Below are 18,312 nucleotides of genomic sequence, written 5' to 3'. Positions count from 1 at the left end.
GACTGAGCCGGTCTAGGGTCGGACGTGTGGACCTGCACGTGAGCCTGGTCGGGCGGAAGGACCTCGTCGGCCAGATCTACCGGCAGCTGCGGGCCGCGGTCCTGGACGGGCGGCTGCGCGCGGGCGAGACTGTGCCGCCGACGCGGGAGCTGGCGCGGCGGCTGGCGATCTCCCGCAACACGGTGGCGGTCGCCTACGACCGGCTCGCGGCTGAGGGGTTCCTCGAGAGCCGGGTGGGGGCGGGGACGTTCGTCCGCGATGCCGGTTTCCTGGAGCGGGAACGTCCGGTGGCGTCGCCGCTGCGGCCGCGCGAGGTGTGGGACGAGATCGGCGTGTGGCCGGGCAGGATGTCCGGGATCACCTGGGACTTCCGGGCCGGGCTGCCGGACGTGGGGCTGTTCCCGTACGAGCCGTGGCGGCGGATCATGGCGGGGCGGCTGCGCCCGTCCGCGTTCGGCGATCCGGCGTCGGCCGGCGATCCTGCGGGGCTGAGCGAGCTGCGGGAGGCGATCGCCCGGCACGTCGGGGTCTCGCGGTCGGTGCGAGCTACGGCGGACGACGTGGTGGTGACGTCGGGCATCCAGCAGGCGCTGGACCTGGTCGTCCGGGTGCTGCTGGAGCCCGGTGACGTCGTGGCCGTCGAGGACCCCGGCTACCCGCCGGTTCGGATGCTGCTGCGGGCGGCGGGGATGCGGGTGCGCGGCGTGCCGGTGGACGCCGAGGGCCTGCGCGTGGACGCGCTGCCGGACGACGCGCGCGCCGTCTACGTGACGCCGTCGCACCAGTTCCCGCTGGGGATGGCGATGTCGCTGCCGCGCCGCCACGCCCTGCTGGAGTGGGCGCGGCGCCGCGACGTGGTGATCGTCGAGGACGACTACGACACCGAGTACCGGTACGGGGGGCGGCCGATCGAGCCGCTGCAGAGCCTCGACGACGGGGGCCGGGTCCTCTACATGGGCACCTTCTCCAAGATCATGCGCCCGGTGCTCAGGCTCGGGTTCCTGGTCGCGCCGCCGTCGCTGCACCGCGCGTTCCGGATGGCGCGGTACGTCTCGTCCTGGCACGCGGAGCTGCCCACGCAGGCGGCGCTCGCCCGGTTCATCGACGAGGGCCTGCTCGCGCGGCACATCCGCCGGTCGCGGCGCGAGTACCAGGCCAGGCACGAGCGGGTCGCCGGGCTGCTCGGCACCCGGTTCGCCGGACGGCTGGAGGTCGTCCCGTCGGCGGCGGGCCTGCACCTGTGCGCGACCCTGCCGGACGGGACGGACGACGCCGGCATCGTCCGCGAGGCGCTGGGGGAGGGCGTCGGCCTGTTCGCGCTGTCGGAGTTCGCCGTCGACGCGCCGCCGGCGCCCGGCCTGGTGTTCGGCTACGGCGCCGTCACGCTGCCGGAGATCGGCGAGGGCCTGCGCCGGCTGCGGCCGGTCGTCGACCGGTGGGCCGCGGCGACAAGCTGACGTCCTCAGCGCTGCACGGGCGTGACGCGGCGGCCGTCCGCGCCGAACAGCAGCATCCGGTCGAGGTCCACGGTCAGCGCGACGTGGTCGCCGCGGTTCGGGCGCTGCCCCGGGTTCGCGCGGAAGATCAGGTCGGAGCGCCGGTGGTGCCCGGCGTGCTCCTCGGCGTGGCCGGGCTCGCGAGACGGCCGGCCGAGCATCTCGCGCAGCCGGTCGCGCAGGCCCGGCTGCGCCGCTGCCACCGCCGGCGCGGGACGCGGTCGTCCGAACTCGTTCGCGTCGACGGTGGGGATGCCCGCCTGCGCGTAGGCGAGCCATTCGTGGCCGTGGAACTCCAGCGCGTGGACCTGCCCGGACAGGACCGTCCCCGGCCGGGCGGGCGACCCGGCCGCGATCGGGAGCAGCGTGTCGGGCCGGATCCCGACGATCACCATCTGCCCGTGGTGGCTGATCAGCGAGGACGCGCGCGGGTCGTCCCACGGGACCGTCAGGCGCTGCGGGCCGAGGTCGAGCAGCAGCCCCTCGCCCTCGACGGCCCACAGCCTCGCCTGCAGCAGGTTGATCGGCGGGGAGCTGAGGAACGCGGCGACGAACACCGTCGCCGGGTCCTCGTAGATCTGCTCGGGGGTGCCGACGTCCTCCAGGACGCCGTCGCGCAGCACGGCCATCCGGTCGGCCATCGTCATGGCCTCGATCTGGTCGTGCGTGACGTAGACGGTGGTGGTGCGGCTGGAGCGCACCAGCGCGGCGATCTCCACCCGCAGCTCGGTGCGCAGCCCGGCGTCCAGGCTGGACAGCGGCTCGTCCATCAGGAACAGCGACGGCTCGCGGATCAGCGCCCGGCCGATCGCGGCGCGCTGGCGCTGGCCGCCCGACAGCGTGCTCGGCAGCCGGTCGATCATGGTGTTCAGGCCGAGCGCGCGGGCCAGCTCGACCACCTTCGCGCTGGCCTCGGCGCGGTCGTCGCCCGAGACCTCCAGCGGGAACATCATGTTGCCCTTGACGGTGCGGTGCGGGTAGAGGGCGCCCTCCTGGAACACCATCGCCACGTTCCGCTCGCGGGGCGTCAGGTCGTTGGCCACCGACCCGTTCAGCCACAGGTCCCCGGAGGTGATCTCCTCCAGCCCGGCGATCATCCGCAGGATGGTCGACTTGCCGCAGCCGGACGGCCCGAGCAGGACGAACAGCTCGCCGTCGTCGATCCGCAGCCGGACGTTGCGGACGGCGACCTGCCCGCCGGGATACACCTTCTCGACGCCGTCTAGCACAACATCCGTCATCGGGGCCGCCTGGGGGTGGGCAGGAACTCGGTGCGTCATCTCATCGCGTCACAATCCGTTTGTCCATAGCCCATCCAGAGTTACCGGCGGTTAACAAGGCCGGGTCCGGCCACCTCGGGAAAGTCCGTGCCGGTGATCGCCCGGAGCGGGATCCGGCGCCGGGGCCGGCCCCGGCGCGCGGCGGGTGCGCGCGGGCGGCCATGCGGGTTGCGGCGTGATGCGCCGGATGTCGGTGGGGCGCCGTAGACTCCTTCGCTGTGGCCGGCCGTATTCGCAATGAGGACATCGCGCTCGTTCGCGAGCGGTCGTCCATCGCCGACGTCATCGGCGAGTACCTGCAGCTGCGCAGCGCGGGCGGCGGCAACCTCAAGGGCCTGTGCCCCTTCCACGACGAGAAGTCGCCGTCGTTCAACGTGACGCCCTCGCGCGGGCTGTACTTCTGCTTCGGCTGCGAGGCGGGCGGCGACGTCATCAAGTTCGTCCAGGAGATCGAGCACCTCTCGTTCTCCGAGGCGGTCGAGCGGCTCGCGGCGCAGACCGGCATCCAGCTCCGGTACGAGGAGGGCGGCGGCGGGCGCGGCCCCCGGCAGGACGGCGGGCAGCGCGCCCGCCTGCTGGAGGCGCACAAGGCGGCCGCCGAGTTCTACGCCGAGCACCTCGCCGCGCCCGAGGGGGAGATCGGCCGCCGGTTCCTGTCCGAGCGCGGTTTCGAGACCGAGGACGCGGCGCGCTTCGGCGTCGGGTTCGCGCCCCGCGAGTGGGAGGGCCTCGTCCGGCACCTGCGCGGGCGCGGGTTCACCGACCGCGACATCGTCGCCGGCGGGCTGGCCAAGGAGGGCCGCCGCGGCCCCATGGACCGCTTCCGCGGCCGGCTGATGTGGCCGATCCGCGATCTGTCCGGCGACGTCATCGGGTTCGGCGCGCGCCGCCTGTACGAGGACGACGACGGCCCGAAGTACCTGAACACCCCCGAGTCGCCGCTGTTCCACAAGAGCTCGGTGCTCTACGGCGCGGACCTGGCGAAGAAGGAGATCGCGCGGCGGCGGCAGGCCGTGGTGGTCGAGGGCTACACCGACGTGATGGCCTGCCACCTGTCCGGGGTGCAGACGGCGATCGCCACCAGCGGGACGGCGTTCGGCGACGACCACATCAAGATCCTGCGCAGGCTGCTGATGGACCAGGACGAGTTCCGCGGCGAGGTGATCTTCACCTTCGACGGCGACTCGGCCGGGCAGAAGGCGGCGCTGCGCGCGTTCGCCGACGAGCAGAAGTTCGTCACGCAGACCTTCGTGGCCGTCCAGCCGGACGGCCTCGACCCGTGCGACCTGCGGATCCGGCACGGCGACGCGGCGGTGCGCGACCTGGTCGCCTCGCGGCTGCCGCTGTTCGAGTTCGCGGTGCGCAGCGCGATCGAGCGGCACGACCTCGACACGGTGGAGGGGCGGCTCGCGGCGCTGGACGCGGCGGCGCCCGTCGTCGCGGCCATCAAGGACCGGTCGCTCCGGCAGATGTACGCGGTCAGCCTCGACCGCTGGGTCGGGCTGATGGACGAGCAGTTCGTGCTGCGGCGCGTCCGCGAGCTCGCGAACCGGCGCCACGCCCGCGCGCAGAACGGCCGCGGCAACGGCGGCGGCCGCACCGGCGCCCTGCAGAACGGCGGCGGCAACGGCAACGGCGGCAACGGCAACGGGACGGTGCCGCAGCGCCCGGCCTACGACCCGAACGATCCGGAGGTCCAGCGCGAGCGCGAGCTGCTGAAGCTGGCGGTGCAGCGCCCGGCGGTGCTCGGGCCGGTGTTCGACGAGGTCCCGGCGGGGGCGTTCATCGCGCCGCCGCACGCCGCGGTGCGCGCGGTGATCGCCGAGGCGGGGGGCGTGACGGCGGCCGGCAACGCCGCGGAGTGGGCGATGACCCTGCTGGAGGCGGCTCCGAACGAGCAGGTCAAGGATCTGATCACCATGCTCGGAGTCGAGCCGGTACGGTCCGCACAGGAATCGGACGACCGCTATGCCGTGGAACTGCTGGCCCGAATACAGGAGCGCCAGCTCACCCGCATGATCGCCGATGCGAAGTCTAAACTCCAGCGGCTGAATCCGGTCGAGGACCCCGAGCAGTACAACCGGCTCTTCGGCGATCTTGTCGCGCTTGAGCAGCAGAGACGGGTGTTGCGGGAGCGAGGGCTTGGATCCCAGTAGCCGGTATTACCGCGAAATGGGTCCTGTGATCTAGGCCGCATCTGTCGCAGACTGTCCCCGTGGGCCCTTCGGTGCTGCCAAGCGAGGCGCCATCGGTTGATCAGGTGGCGGACCTCGTCGCACGCGGCAGAGAGCGCGGCGGTGTGACCGTCGAAGACGTCGCTGCCGCGCTCGATCGCTCGGACTTGCCGGACGACTCCCTGGAGCGCGTCGTCCGGATGCTCGCAGAGCAGGGGGTAGAGGTCCTCGAATCTCAGCAGGAGACCGAGGACGTCGCGCGAGCGGATGAGGGAGACCTCGGCAAGCGGGCGCCGACGAGCGACCTGGTCCGGATCTATCTGAGAGAGATCGGTCGCGTACCGCTTCTCACGGCAGAAGATGAAGTAGAACTGGCGAAATCGATCGAGGCGGGGCTGTTCGCCGAGGAGAAGATGGCGCACGCCGCCGTCCTCTCCCACGCCGAGCGGATCGACCTCGAACTGCTCTCCCGCGACGGCGTCCGGGCGAAGCAACGGCTGATCGAGGCCAACCTGCGGCTGGTGGTCTCGATCGCGAAACGCTACGTGGGCCGGGGAATGCTGTTCCTCGACCTGATCCAGGAGGGAAATCTCGGGCTCATCCGTGCGGTCGAGAAGTTCGACTACACGAAGGGGTTCAAGTTCTCCACCTACGCCACCTGGTGGATCCGGCAGGCGATCACCCGCGCGATCGCCGACCAAGCCAGGACCATCCGGATCCCGGTGCACATGGTGGAGACGATCAACAAACTGGTCCGCGTGCAGCGGCAGATGCACCAGGACCTCGGCCGCGAACCCACCCCCGAGGAGATCGGCCTGGAGATGGGGCTGCCGCCCGCCCGGGTCGTGGAGATCCAGCGGATCGCGCAGGAGCCGGTCTCGCTGCAGTCGCCGATCGGTGAGGAGGACTCCGACCTCGGCGACTTCATCGAGGACGCGGACGCGGTGGTGCCGATCGAGGCCGCCGCGTTCATCCTGCTGCAGGACCAGCTCGAGGACATCCTCGGCACCCTGTCGGACCGGGAGCAGCGCATCATCCAGTTGCGCTTCGGCCTGGCCGACGGGCATCCGCGCACGCTGGAGGAGGTCGGCCGGGAGTTCGGCGTGACCAGGGAGCGGATCCGGCAGATCGAGTCCAAGACCCTGGCCAAGCTGCGGCACCCGTCCCGCGCGCAGACGCTGCGCGAGTACCTCGAGTAGCCCGCGAGCCGGGGACGGCCCCGTCCGGGCCGGGACCGGGCGGGAGAGACCGACAGGGGGCGACCGCCCTCCGGGCCCGAGCGGCCCGGAGGGCGGTCGCCCGCCCGCGCTCCGGCGCGCGCCGGTTTCCGGGGATCCGGTGCATGACGTCGCATTTCGGGCGGACGGTGGATTACCGTAATGCCCATGCTGATCGTGACGACTGATGCCGTGGCCGGGTACGAGATCCGCAGCGTGCTCGGCGAGGTCCTGGGGACGGCCGTCCAGACCGATCAGGCCGGGGTGCAGCGCCCCGGGCATTCGGGGAGCAGCGCGACGTTCCGGGTGACCGGCGACCGGCCGGCCCTCGGGCTCGCGGGCGCGCGCCGCGACGCGGTGGACCGGCTCGGCGAGGAGGCGCGCCGCAAGGGCGCGAACACGGTGGTCGGGATGCGGTTCGACACCGCGGCGCTGCCCGGCGGGGGCACGAGGTGTGCGCGTACGGGACGGCCGTGTGGGCGGAGCCGGCGGCGCGCGAGCAGGCGCCGCACCACCAGGCGCCGCAGCACATGCAGCACTCCCAGCAGGGGCATCTGCCGCCGTACGGCGACCCGCAGTCGGGCCCGCCGATGGCCGCGCGGAACCTGACGATGGGCATCAACGACCGCCCGCGCTGACCTTCCGGGGCAGGGGCCCGGGGCCGGTCCGGACCCGGGTCGTCTCCCGGGGCGGGTGGGATCCCTCTCACTGTCGCCCGGGCGACTTGACGGGGTGAGGTTAGCTTTGGCTAATTTAGGTGAGCCTAACCATTGCACCCTGGAGTCCCCCATGCGCCCTGCCTCCGTCCTCGCCCTCAGCGGCGTGGCCGCCGTGTCGATGTCCCTGCTCTCGGCGTGCGGCGGTGACGGGAAGGCGGACGCCGCGGGCGCCGTTCCGGTGACGGCGTCCAAGGACAAGTGCGAGGTCGCCAAGACCGAGCTGGCCGCCGGGAAGAACTCCTTCAAGGTGACCAACAAGGGCTCGGAGGTCAACGAGTTCGAGGTGCTCAAGCCGGACGGCAGCATCCTGGCGGAGCGGGAGAACATCGGCCCCGGCACCAGCGTGAACTTCGTGGTGAACCTGCCGGAGGGCAAGTTCAAGCTGCTGTGCAGCGCCGGGCAGACCGGCAAGGGCCCCTCCCAGGAGGTCACGGTCACCGGCAAGGGCGGCGGCGCCGACCCGCGGCTGGCCCAGGCCGCCACCGACTACAAGGCCTACGTCACCGTGCAGCTCGACGACACCATCGCCAAGACGAAGCCGTTCGTGGCGGCGGTGAAGGCCGGCGACGTCGAGAAGGCCAAGAAGCTGTACGCGCCTTCCCGCGTCGGCTGGGAGTCGATCGAGCCCGTCGCGGAGAAGTTCAGCGACATCGACGGCAAGGTCGACACCCGCGAGGCCGACCTCAAGCCGGGCGAGAAGAAGGACTGGTCCGGCTGGCACCTGCTGGAGAAGGCCCTGTGGAAGGACGGCTCGGTCAAGGGCAAGGAGAAGTACGGCGACCAGCTGCTGGCCGACCTGGACACGCTGAAGGGACGGCTGCCGAGCCTCACCCTCGACCCCGTCAACGACCTCGCCGCCGGCGCCAAGGGCCTGCTGGACGAGGTCGCCACCGGCAAGGTCACCGGCGAGGAGGAGCCCTTCAGCCACACCGACCTCGTCGACTTCAAGGCCAACGTGGACGGCGCGAAGAAGGCCTACGACCTGCTCAAGCCGGTCGTCCAGGAGAAGGACGCGCAGCTGGCCAAGGACCTGGACGACAACTTCGGGGCCGTGTACGCGCTGCTGAAGAAGCACGAGGAGGGCGACGGTTACGTGTCCTACGACAAGGTCGGTAAGGACGACCGCAAGAAGCTCGCCGACGCCGTGAACGCGCTGGGCGAGCCGCTGTCCAAGCTCGCGGAGGTCGTGGCCAAATGACGCAGCCCGGTGCTTCGGACGCGCCGTCCCGCCAGGAGGGCGGGCGCGCCGGGATGTCCCGGCGGCGGATGCTCGGGTTCTCCGGCGCCAGCCTGCTGGTCGGCGCCGCCGCCGGGGCGGGCCTGGACCGGGTCGCCTCCGCCGACACGGGCGGGCCGGACGCGGGCACCGCGGTGTCCTTCCACGGCGCCCACCAGGCGGGCATCGCCACCCCCGTCCAGGACCGGCTGCACTTCGCCGCGTTCGACGTCACCACCGACGACCGCGGCAAGCTCGTCCAGATGCTCAAGGACTGGACCGCGGCGGCGGCCGACATGACGGCGGGCCGGGCGATCGGCGACGGCGCGATCCCGAGGGTCGCCGTGGCGCCGCCCGACGACACCGGCGAGGCCCTCGGGCTGCCCGCGTCCCGGCTGACGCTGACGATCGGCTTCGGCCCGACGCTGTTCGAGAAGGACGGCAAGGACCGGTTCGGGATCAAGGCCAAGCGCCCGCCCGCGCTGGTCGACCTGCCGCACTTCTCCGGCGAGAACCTCGACCCCGACCGCAGCGGCGGCGACATCTGCGTGCAGGCCTGCGCGGACGACCCGCAGGTCGCGGTGCACGCCATCCGGAACCTGGCGCGGATCGGCATGGGCGTCGTCGGCGTCCGCTGGTCGCAGCTCGGGTTCGGCAAGACGTCCTCGACCACCCCGGACGCGCAGACGCCCCGCAACCTGTTCGGGTTCAAGGACGGCACGGACAACATCGGCGTGAACGACACGGCGCTGCTCGACAAGCACGTGTGGGCGGGCAAGGGCGAGGGCGCCGACTGGATGGCGGGCGGCTCCTACCTGGTGGCGCGCCGGATCCGCATGCACATCGAGATCTGGGACCGCACGTCCCTGCGCGAGCAGGAGGACGTGTTCGGCCGCAGCAAGTCCGAGGGCGCGCCGGTGGGGGAGAAGAAGGAGCGCGACAAGCCCGTCCTGGCGCGGATGAAGCCGGACGCGCACGTCCGCCTCGCGCATCCCGACTCCAACGGCGGCGCGCGGATCCTGCGGCGCGGCTACTCCTTCACCGACGGCTCCGACGGGCTGGGCCGGCTGGAGGCGGGCCTGTTCTTCATCGCGTTCCAGCGGGACCCGCGCACCGGCTTCATCAAGATCCAGGAGTCGCTGGCGGGCGACGCGATGAACGAGTACGTCCAGCATGTCGGATCGGGCATCTTCGCGTGCCCGCCCGGCGTGCGGGAGGGCGGCCACTGGGGCGAGACCCTGTTCGCGTGAAGGGGCCGGGCGGGACGCGCTCAGGAGCCGCCCGCGGCGCGCTCGGAGCGGATGCGGGTCACCACGTCGCCCGCGGCCGTCTTGATCGACTCCAGTTCCTGGAGGTAGGCCCAGTAGTCGGGATGCGCGCCGCCGAGCCGCTTCGGCGCGTGCTCCAGCCGCTCGACCAGCGCGTCCAGCGCCCGCGCGTGGTGCGGCGCGGCCCCGCCGGGCTGCGCCATCGCCAGCCGCTGCGCGTCCCGTATCGCGAACCGGGCGCTCTCGACCGGCTTGTCCGGGTCGGCGGCGACCGCCTCCAGCTCCGTCACCCGCCCGGTGACCTGCCCGGCGCGCCGGTCGGCCGCGTTCAGCTCGGTGCGCGCCGCGGTCAGCGCCTGCTGCGCCTGCTTCCATTCGGTGCGGGCGGCGGACTCCGCCGCCTCGTTCAGCCGCTCGCGGGCCCGCGTGACGCCCGACTCGATCGCCTCGGGCGCGCCGCGCAGGTCCTGCCAGCAGGCCTGCGAGTAGGCGCGCAGCAGCACCCGCATCGCCTGCCGGACGGGCTCGACGCGGTTGGCGACGACGTCCACCCGGGTGCGCACTGAGGCCAGGGAGTTGCGCACCTTCTCCGCCATCTTCGGCAGCTCCGCCGCTGCCTCCCGGGCCTTCTCGGCGATCTCGCGGACCTCCTCGGCCTTGCGCATCGCCCCGTCCAGCCCGAGGCCGCCGAGGCCCTGCGAGCTCAGCAGCGCCAGCGCCTCCTTCGCGCGGGCCAGCTCGGCCTCGGGGTCGGCGGCGTCCATCCCCGCCTCGCGGGCGGCCCGGACGGCCGCGTCGGCGGCGGCGACGGCGTCGCGGGCGGCGGTGAGCCGGGGTGGGAGCTGGTCGAGGGCCGCCTCCAGGCGCGCCATCCGCGGCGCGAGCCGCTCGGCGAACCCGTTCAGGTTCCGGGTGATCTGCTGGAGGCGCTCGGTGGCGGCCAGGAACGCCCTGCGCGCCGCGTCGTACTCGGCGGGCGACCGGTCCCGGTCGTCGAGGTCGTGCGCGTCCAGGACGGCGATGTAGGCCACGGACGCGGCGTCGGCGGCCTCCGCCAGCCCGGTGAACTCCCGCCGGACGGGCGCGGCGGCCCCCGCGTCGAGATCCCCGAAGACGGTGACGCGGCCGTCCAGGAACTTCTGCGCCTGGTCCATGTCGTAGAAGGCGGCGGCCGCCGCCTCGCGCGCCTGGATCGCCGCGTCGGCCGCCTGCCCGCCCCTGCCGCGCCGCCGCTGGTCGCCCGGTCCCCGCACGCCGCCTCCCCTCGTCCTCCATGCCCAGTCTCGCGCAGTCCGGACGTTCTCGCGCAATGCGACCGGCAATGAGGGAACGGATAGCATCGCTGCTACGTCGATATAGCGAGGCGCCTGGCCGGCGTCCGGTACGTCGTGCGATCTTGGAGGAACGCCGTGGGTGTCAGTCTCAGCAAGGGCGGCAACGTCTCGCTCACCAAGCAGGCGCCGGGCCTGTCGGCCGTGACCGTCGGCCTGGGCTGGGATCTGCGCACCACCACCGGCACCGATTTCGACCTGGACGCCTCCGCGATGGTGCTGGACGCCTCCGGCAAGATCATCAGCGATCAGCACTTCGTCTTCTTCAACAACCTGCGGACCCCGGACGGCGGCGTCGAGCACACCGGCGACAACACCACCGGCGCGGGCGAGGGCGACGACGAGCAGATCAACGTGAACTTCGGCGCCATGCCCGCGCAGGCCGAGCGGGTCGCGTTCGCGGTGTCGATCTACGACGCCGACAGCCGCGGGCAGAACTTCGGCCAGGTCCGCAACGCCTACATCCGGGTGCTCAACCAGGGCGACCGGTCCGAGATGGCCCGCTACGACCTGTCCGAGGACGCGTCCATGGAGACCGCGATGGTCTTCGGCGAGCTGTACCGCAGCGGGACGGACTGGAAGTTCCGGGCGGTCGGCCAGGGCTACGCCTCCGGCCTGGCCGGCATCGCGATGGACTTCGGCGTCAACATCTAACGACTTCTTCCCCGGGAAGGGAGTGGCCCGATCATGGGAGTCTCACTCGCCAAGGGCGGCAACGTCTCGCTGACGAAGGCCGCCCCGAATCTGACCGCCGTCACCGTCGGCCTCGGCTGGGACGTGCGCGCCACCACCGGCGCCGACTTCGACCTGGACGCCTCCGCGCTGCTGCTCGGCCCGTCCGGCAAGGTCATCTCCGACCAGCACTTCGTGTTCTTCAACAACCTGAAGAGCCCGGACGGCTCGGTCGAGCACACCGGCGACAACCTGACCGGCGAGGGCGAGGGCGACGACGAGTCGATCAACGTCGACCTGACCGGCGTGCCGCAGGAGTGCGACCGCATCGTGTTCCCGGTGTCGATCTACGACGCCGACAACCGGCAGCAGAACTTCGGGCAGGTCCGCAACGCCTTCATCCGGATCGTCAACCGGGCCGACGGCAGCGAGCTGGCCCGCTTCGACCTGACCGAGGACGCCTCCACCGAGACCGCGATGGTCTTCGGCGAGCTGTACCGGCACGGCGCCGAGTGGAAGTTCCGCGCGGTCGGCCAGGGGTACGCCTCGGGACTGGCCGGCATCGCGATGGACTTCGGCGTCAACGTCGGCTGACGGCCGGCCACCCCGCCCGCCGGCCGGTCCGTCCGGCCGCCCTTTTCCTCACAGAAATACGCGCATGATTCTTCGCACCTTCGGTTGGGCCTTCGGCATCACCGTCCTCGGCCTTCTGGTCGCCGCCCTGTACGACGGGGGGACCGGGCTGGCCCTGGTCGCCGTCCTCGCAGTGCTGGAAATCTCGCTGTCGTTCGACAACGCCGTGGTCAACGCCAAGGTGCTGGACCGGATGAGCCCGTTCTGGCAGAAGATCTTCCTCACCGTCGGCATCGCGATCGCGGTGTTCGGGATGCGGCTGGTCTTCCCGCTGCTCATCGTCGGCATCACCGCCAAGCTGAACCCCTACGACGCCTTCGACCTGGCGCTGAACGACCCGGACCGCTACCACCACCTGATGAACGACGCGTACCCGATGATCGCGGCGTTCGGCGGCATGTTCCTTCTGATGCTGTTCCTGGACTTCGTGTTCGAGGAGCGGGTCGACAAGTGGCTGCCGTGGCTGGAGGCGCCGCTGCAGCGGATCGGCAAGCTCGACCAGCTGTCGGTGGTCGTCGCGGGCGGCGCGCTGGCCTTCACCGCCGGGCTGTTCGCCGACGACCCCGGCCAGGTCATGATCGCCGGCGTGCTGGGCATGGTCACCTACATCCTGGTGAACGGGCTGGGCGAGCTGTTCTCCGAGGCGACCGGGGACGACGAGGACGAGGACGGGGAGGAGACCGCCGAGGAGCGGGCGCCGGCCCGGTCCGGGCCGAGCTCGCTGGCCCTGGCCACCGGGAAGGCCGGGTTCTTCCTGTTCCTGTACCTGGAGGTGCTGGACGCCTCGTTCAGCTTCGACGGCGTCATCGGCGCGTTCGCGATCAGCACCGACCCGATCATCATCGCGCTGGGCCTCGGCATCGGCGCGATGTACATCCGGTCGCTGACGGTGTTCCTGGTCCGCAAGGGCACCCTGCACGAGTACGTCTACCTCGAGCACGGCGCCCACTGGGCGATCGGCGCGCTCGCGGTGTGCATGCTGGTCAGCATCGGCCGGCACGTCCCCGAGTGGCTCACCGGCGGGATCGGCGCGGGCCTGATCATCGCCGCGTTCATCAGTTCCGTCGTGCGGAACCGGACCGAGGGCGGCGCCGACGCCGGGGCGGGCGAGGACGAGCCGCTGCGCGCCGGCAAGGTCTAGGCCGGCGCGCCCGTCCGCATCCCGCGACGACCGAGCATCATCACCGAAGGAGGCGACGATGTCGATTTCGCTGCAGAAGGGGCAGAAGGTCTCGCTGGCCAAGCCCGGCGGCGGCACCCTCACCCGGGTCCGGATGGGCCTCGGCTGGGACGCCGTCGCCAAGAAGGGCCTGTTCGGCAAGGGCAAGGCGCAGTCCATCGACCTGGACGCGTCCTGCCTGCTGTTCGACGGCAGCGGCAACCTCGCCGACTCGGTGTGGTTCCGCCAGCTGCGCAGCAAGGACGGCTCCGTCCAGCACACCGGCGACAACCTGACCGGCGCGGGCGAGGGCGACGACGAGGTCATCAACGTCGACCTGCAGAGCGTCCCGGCGAACGTCACGCAGCTGGTGTTCACGGTGAACTCCTTCACCGGGCAGGACTTCTCGCAGATCGAGAACGCGTTCTGCCGGCTGGTGGACGAGACGACCGGCCAGGAGATCGCCCGCTACGACCTGAGCGGCGCGGGCCAGCACAACGCGCAGATCATGGCGAAGGTGTCGCGGGACGGCCAGGGCTGGTCGATGACCGCGATCGGCGCGACCGCCACGGGCCGCACGTTCCAGCACCTGCTGCCGGCGGTCTCCGCCCATCTGTGACGGCAACATGCGGCATTTCGACCACATTGACACCGCCTACCGCAAGCACCTGTTCCACCGCCACCCCCGCCCGTTCGGCCGGCACGACGATCCGGACGTGCTGGCGGTGGCGCTCGGCGCGACGCTGTACTGCCCCGCCACCCGTCCCACGCTCGCCGGCGACATCGAGAAGGCGGCGCGGCGCGGCGTCATGAGCATGGTCGTGTGCCTGGAGGACGCGATCGCCGACGACGAGGTGCCCGCGGCGGAGGCCAACCTGGTCGCCCAGCTGCGGGACCTGCACGCGCGGGGCGCCGGCGACTCCGGCGCCGGGGAGCGCTCGATCGGGGGCGTGCCGCTGCTGTTCGTGCGGGTCCGCGAGCCCCGGCAGATCGGCGACATCGCCGTCCGGCTGGGGCCCGCGGCCGGGCTGGTCAGCGGGTTCGTGCTGCCGAAGTTCACCGCGGCGACCGGTGGAGCGTTCCTCGACGCGCTGGAGGACACCGCCGACCGCACGGGGCTGCGGCTGATGGCGATGCCGGTGATCGAGAGCCCGGACGCGGTGCACAGCGAGACCCGCACCGAGATGCTGCACGACGTGGCGCGGCTGCTGGCCAAGCACCGCGAGCTGGTCCTCGCGGTGCGGATCGGCGCGACCGACATGTCGGCGGCCTACGGGCTGCGCCGCCCGCCCGACCTGACGATCTACGACATCCGGCCGGTCGCCGCGGCGATCACCGACATCGTCAACGTGCTCGGCCGCGCGGACGGCAGCGGGTTCGTGCTGACCGGACCGGTCTGGGAGTACTTCTCGGCGGGCGAGCGGATGTTCAAGCCGCAGCTGCGCCAGTCGCCGTTCGAGGCGCAGCGGGCCGCGCCGCTGCGGCAGCGGCTCATCACCTCCGACCTGGACGGGCTGATCCGCGAGGTCCATCTGGACAAGGCGAACGGCCTGACCGGCAAGACGGTCATCCACCCGACGCACGTCGCGGCCGTGCACGCCCTGTCGGTCGTGACGCACGAGGAGTACTGCGACGCCGCCGACATCCTCGGGTTCGCCGGGGGCGGCGCCATGGCCAGCTCGTACGCGAACAAGATGAACGAGGCGAAACCGCACCGCGCCTGGGCGGAGCGGCTGATGCTGCGTGCGCGGGTGTTCGGAGTGGCGGCGCGGGACGTCACGTTCGTCGAACTGCTCGAAGCCGCGGGCAGCCGATGACGGGCGTGTGGCCGGGGGAGTGGGTGGCGTCGCGGCTCGGGGTACGGCTCGCGGACGGTGAGCGTCCCGCCGGCGCCGGGTTGGCCTCGCTGGTCGGGCTCGCCGTCCGGCGCAATCCGCGACGTGCCCACCTGCTGGTGTCGGCCGTGCTCGGTAAGCACGTCCCCACCGATCCGCGCCTCGTCTACGGGTCGGGGCTGCTGCTGGGGGAGCTCGTGCGCGCGCGCCTGCGGGACGAGGCACCGTCCGTTCCCAGCGGCTCGCTTGCGGACGCATTGGCGGGGGCTCCCGGTGCAGCCGCGTCCTTGCGCGACGCTATGCGGGAGCCGCGTCCGCCCGTGGACGCCCTGGTGTTCGGCTATGCGGAGACCGCCACCGCGCTAGGGCATTCGGTGGCGGACGCGCTGGGCGGCGCCTACTACCTGCACTCCACGCGCCGTCCGGTGCCGGGCTTCGCCGCTTACGGCGGGTTCGAGGAGGAGCACAGCCACGCCACGAGCCATCTGCTGCTGCCGTCGAATCCCGCAGCGCTCGACCGGGACGTGCCGGTCGTGCTCGTGGACGACGAGCTCTCCACAGGGCAGACCGTCCTCAACACCATTTCCGCCCTGCATGAGCTCCGCCCCCGGAAGCACTACGTGCTGGCGGCACTGGTGGATCTGCGCAATGAGAACGACCGCGCGCGCATGGACGAACTGGCCCTGCGGCTGGGGACGCGTATCGATGCCGTGGCGCTCGCCGGAGGACGTGTGGAGCTGCCCGGTGACGTGCTGGAAGTGGGGGAGCGGATCGTCTCCGACTTGTCGGCGAACGCTGCGCCGCCGCCGGCGTCCGATCTGTTTCCCCTCGCTCGGATTTCGCTGGAATGGCCGAGCGGGGTGCCGGACGGCGGCCGCCACGGGTTCCTGCCCGAGCATCGCGCCGCCCTGGAGAAGGACCTGCCGCGCATGGCCGACGCGATCGCGCCGGAACTCGGAGACGGTCCGTCCCGCGTGCTCGTGCTCGGGTTCGAGGAACTGATGTACGCGCCGTTGCGGCTGGGGGAGGCGCTCGCCGACGCCCTGCCGGGCGCGGACGTCCGGTACTCCACCACCACGCGCTCGCCCGTCCTGGCCGTGGACGACCCCGGGTACGCGATCCGCACCCGGCTCGCGTTCCCGTCCCACGACGACCCGGCGGACGGCCCGGGGGAGCGGTACGCCTACAACGTCGCGCCCGCGTCGGATGGGCCGGCGTTCGACCGCATCGTGTTCGTCGTCGACGACGTGGGCGACACCCAAGCGCTTGCCGACGGGTTGCTGGCGCGCCTGCGCTCGCTGGCGCCCGTACTGGTCGTGACGGTCCCGTCCTATAGGGGAGACCAGTGAGACCGCTGTACGGGCCCGATTTCGGCAGCTACCCGGCGGAGGACGTCACGTGGCTGCTGAAAGACCTGTCGGACGTCCGCCTCGAGGCGCCCGCGGAGGAGCGCGAGGCCGCGGTGCAGACGGGCCGCGCGCACTACGCCGAATCACTGCCCATCGAGTACCAGCCGGGCCCGGAGTACCGGCGGCTGTTCCAGGAGGCGCTGGAGGCGTCCGCCGAAAGGCTCGCCTACGCGACGGGGCTCGTCACCGAGCAGATCCTGGCCGAGCGCGGCCCGGACGCCGTTCTGGTGTCGCTCGCGCGCGCGGGCACGCCCGTCGGGATCCTGGTGCGCCGCTGGGCCCGGTTCGCGCACGGCCTCGACCTGCCGCACTACGCGGTCAGCATCGTCCGGGACCGCGGCATCGACACCGTCGCGCTGCGGTACCTGGCCGGACGGCACGACCCGTCCACGGTGATGTTCGTGGACGGCTGGACGGGCAAGGGCGCCATCACCCGCGAGTTGACCGCCGCGCTCGCGGGGAGCGGATTCCCCGACGACCTGGCCGTTCTCGCCGACCCCGGCCGCTGCGCGCCGCTGTACGGCACGCGCGAGGACTTCCTGATCCCGTCGGCGTGCCTGAACTCGACCGTGTCCGGCCTGGTCAGCCGGACGGTCCTGAACGACCGGCTGATCGGCCCGGACGACTTCCACGGCGCGAAGTTCTACGCCGAACTGGCCGCCGACGACGTGTCGGCGCTGTTCCTCGACACCGTCTGCGCGCGGTTCGCGGACGTGGCCGAGCGCGTCGCGAAGGACGCCCCGGGCCTGCTGGAGTCCGATCGCACGCCCGACTGGTCGGGGTGGGAGGCCGTCCGCGATGTGGCGGCGGAACAGGGCATCGACGATCTCAACCTGGTGAAACCGGGCATCGGCGAGACGACCCGTGTGCTGCTGCGCCGCGTCCCGTGGAAGGTCCTCGCGCGTACCGACGTCGGCCCCGAACTTCGGCATATCAGGCATCTGGCGGAGGAACGCGGGGTGCCCGTCGTGGACGTCGATCCGGACCGCTTCCCCTATGCGTGCATGGGGCTCATCCATCCGCGGTTCGGCAAGGGGACGGTCCAGTGACCGTGCTGGTGTGCTCCGACCTGGACCGTACGCTCATCTACTCGCAGGCCGCCTTTTCCCTGCACGGCCCCGACGAGAGCATGCCGCGCCTCGTCTGCGTGGAGTTCTACCAGGGCGCGCCGCTCTCCTATATGACGGAGCCCGCCGCGCGGGCGCTGGAGACCCTCGCCGCGTCCACCGTGTTCGTCCCCACGACGACGCGGACGCCGGAGCAGTACCGCCGCATCCATCTGCTGGAGAAGACGCCCGCATACGCGATCTGTGCGAACGGCGGGCATCTCCTCGTCGACGGCGAGGACGACCCGGCCTGGTCGTCGGCCGTCCGCGCCCGTATCGCCGACGGGTGCGCGCCGCTCGCCGAGGTCCGCGACCATCTCGTCGCGGTCGGCGGCGAGTTCGTACTGAAGCGGCGCACCGCGTCCGACCTGTTCGCCTACACGGTCGTGGACCGCGCCGCGCTCCCGCCCGCCTGGGTCGGCGACCTCACTGGCTGGTGCGCCGAACGCGGCTGGCGGACGTCCCTGCAGGGCCGCAAGGTCTACTGCCTGCCCGCCTGCCTGACCAAGGCCGCCGCCGCGGCCGAGGTCGCCCGCCGCACCGGCGCCGCGACGATGCTCGCCGCCGGCGACTCGCTCCTGGACGTCGAACTCCTCGAAGCCGCCCACCGGTCGATCCGTCCCGCGCACGGCGAGCTCCACGACGCGGGCTGGACGTCCCCCGCCACCGCCGTCACCGCGTCCCGCGGCATCGCCGCCGGCCAGGAGATCACGAACTGGCTGCTGCACTCGGCGGAAAATCACCGCTGACCGGCCGCGTCCGTCGACAACCGACGCCGCCCTAGGGGTCGCCGGGGC

The 18,312-nt window shown here is 72.1% G+C and carries 16 protein-coding genes; 14 read left to right on the top strand and 2 right to left on the bottom strand.

All coding sequences use genetic code 11. The features are described from left to right. Positions 1-26 precede the first annotated feature (26 nt). Positions 27-1,457 carry a MocR-like pyridoxine biosynthesis transcription factor PdxR gene (gene pdxR / locus QP089_RS27435; RefSeq protein WP_285915195.1) on the top strand — a complete coding sequence of 477 codons (1,431 nt, stop codon included), beginning with the start codon at positions 27-29 and terminating at the stop codon, positions 1,455-1,457. Positions 1,458-1,462: 5 nt separating this feature from the next. Here the strand turns inward: pdxR and QP089_RS27430 are convergent, their stop codons facing one another. Continuing rightward, on the bottom strand, positions 1,463-2,737 hold the full coding sequence (locus QP089_RS27430) for an ABC transporter ATP-binding protein (RefSeq protein WP_285915194.1): 1,275 nt from the start codon (positions 2,735-2,737) through the stop codon (positions 1,463-1,465). 257 nt (positions 2,738-2,994) lie between these two features. On the opposite strand from QP089_RS27430, the gene dnaG reads away from it, so the two are divergent. The 5 genes from dnaG (at position 2,995) to efeB (ending at position 9,352) form a co-directional block, all read left to right on the top strand. Then, positions 2,995-4,932 (top strand): DNA primase, encoded by a 1,938-nt coding sequence (gene dnaG / locus QP089_RS27425; protein WP_285915193.1) that lies wholly within the window; start codon positions 2,995-2,997, stop codon positions 4,930-4,932. Positions 4,933-5,003: 71 nt separating this feature from the next. Then, entirely contained in the window at positions 5,004-6,149 is a 1,146-nt protein-coding gene (gene rpoD / locus QP089_RS27420; RefSeq protein WP_285915446.1) for an RNA polymerase sigma factor RpoD, read from the top strand. A gap of 186 nt (positions 6,150-6,335) precedes the next feature. After that, positions 6,336-6,776, top strand: coding sequence for a YbjQ family protein (locus QP089_RS27415; RefSeq protein ID WP_285915192.1), 441 nt, complete (start codon positions 6,336-6,338; stop codon positions 6,774-6,776). A 180-nt stretch (positions 6,777-6,956) separates the two neighbouring features. Beyond that, positions 6,957-8,084 (top strand): iron uptake system protein EfeO, encoded by a 1,128-nt coding sequence (efeO, locus tag QP089_RS27410; protein ID WP_285915191.1) that lies wholly within the window; start codon positions 6,957-6,959, stop codon positions 8,082-8,084. Then, positions 8,081-9,352 (top strand): iron uptake transporter deferrochelatase/peroxidase subunit, encoded by a 1,272-nt coding sequence (efeB, locus tag QP089_RS27405; protein WP_285915190.1) that lies wholly within the window; start codon positions 8,081-8,083, stop codon positions 9,350-9,352. Before efeO ends, efeB begins: the two co-directional genes overlap by 4 nt. Before the next feature lie 20 nt (positions 9,353-9,372). Here efeB and QP089_RS27400 read toward each other — a convergent pair whose 3' ends face one another. Further along, positions 9,373-10,623 (bottom strand): molecular chaperone DnaJ, encoded by a 1,251-nt coding sequence (locus QP089_RS27400; RefSeq protein ID WP_285915189.1) that lies wholly within the window; start codon positions 10,621-10,623, stop codon positions 9,373-9,375. Between the two features lie 156 nt (positions 10,624-10,779). On the opposite strand from QP089_RS27400, the gene QP089_RS27395 reads away from it, so the two are divergent. From QP089_RS27395 to QP089_RS27360, 8 genes are all read left to right on the top strand, one after another. Further along, a complete protein-coding gene (locus QP089_RS27395) occupies positions 10,780-11,355 on the top strand; it encodes a TerD family protein (RefSeq protein WP_285915187.1) in 576 nt (191 codons plus the stop codon). Positions 11,356-11,388: 33 nt separating this feature from the next. Continuing rightward, the gene (locus tag QP089_RS27390; RefSeq protein ID WP_285915186.1) at positions 11,389-11,967 is read left to right on the top strand and encodes a TerD family protein; all 579 of its coding nucleotides are present in this window, start codon (positions 11,389-11,391) and stop codon (positions 11,965-11,967) included. 64 nt (positions 11,968-12,031) lie between these two features. Further along, complete coding sequence (locus QP089_RS27385) at positions 12,032-13,147, top strand: DUF475 domain-containing protein (RefSeq protein ID WP_285915184.1); 1,116 nt, start codon at positions 12,032-12,034, stop codon at positions 13,145-13,147. 58 nt (positions 13,148-13,205) lie between these two features. Beyond that, positions 13,206-13,784: a TerD family protein gene (locus QP089_RS27380; RefSeq protein WP_285915182.1), complete on the top strand. Its 579-nt coding sequence runs from the start codon at positions 13,206-13,208 to the stop codon at positions 13,782-13,784. A gap of 7 nt (positions 13,785-13,791) precedes the next feature. Further along, entirely contained in the window at positions 13,792-14,982 is a 1,191-nt protein-coding gene (locus QP089_RS27375; RefSeq protein WP_285915180.1) for an HpcH/HpaI aldolase/citrate lyase family protein, read from the top strand. After that, positions 14,979-16,349 (top strand): phosphoribosyltransferase family protein, encoded by a 1,371-nt coding sequence (locus tag QP089_RS27370; protein ID WP_285915178.1) that lies wholly within the window; start codon positions 14,979-14,981, stop codon positions 16,347-16,349. The genes QP089_RS27375 and QP089_RS27370 overlap by 4 nt, the downstream gene beginning before the upstream one ends. After that, positions 16,346-17,458, top strand: a complete 1,113-nt coding sequence (locus QP089_RS27365; RefSeq protein WP_285915176.1) for a cysteine protease StiP family protein — start codon at positions 16,346-16,348, stop codon at positions 17,456-17,458. The genes QP089_RS27370 and QP089_RS27365 overlap by 4 nt, the downstream gene beginning before the upstream one ends. Beyond that, entirely contained in the window at positions 17,455-18,264 is an 810-nt protein-coding gene (locus QP089_RS27360; RefSeq protein WP_285915174.1) for an HAD family hydrolase, read from the top strand. Before QP089_RS27365 ends, QP089_RS27360 begins: the two co-directional genes overlap by 4 nt. Positions 18,265-18,312: the final 48 nt, after the last annotated feature.

Origin of the sequence: Actinomadura opuntiae, assembly GCF_030283205.1 — a bacterium.
Lineage (GTDB): Bacteria > Actinomycetota > Actinomycetes > Streptosporangiales > Streptosporangiaceae > Spirillospora.
This window is presented reverse-complemented; position numbering and strand designations above follow the sequence as displayed.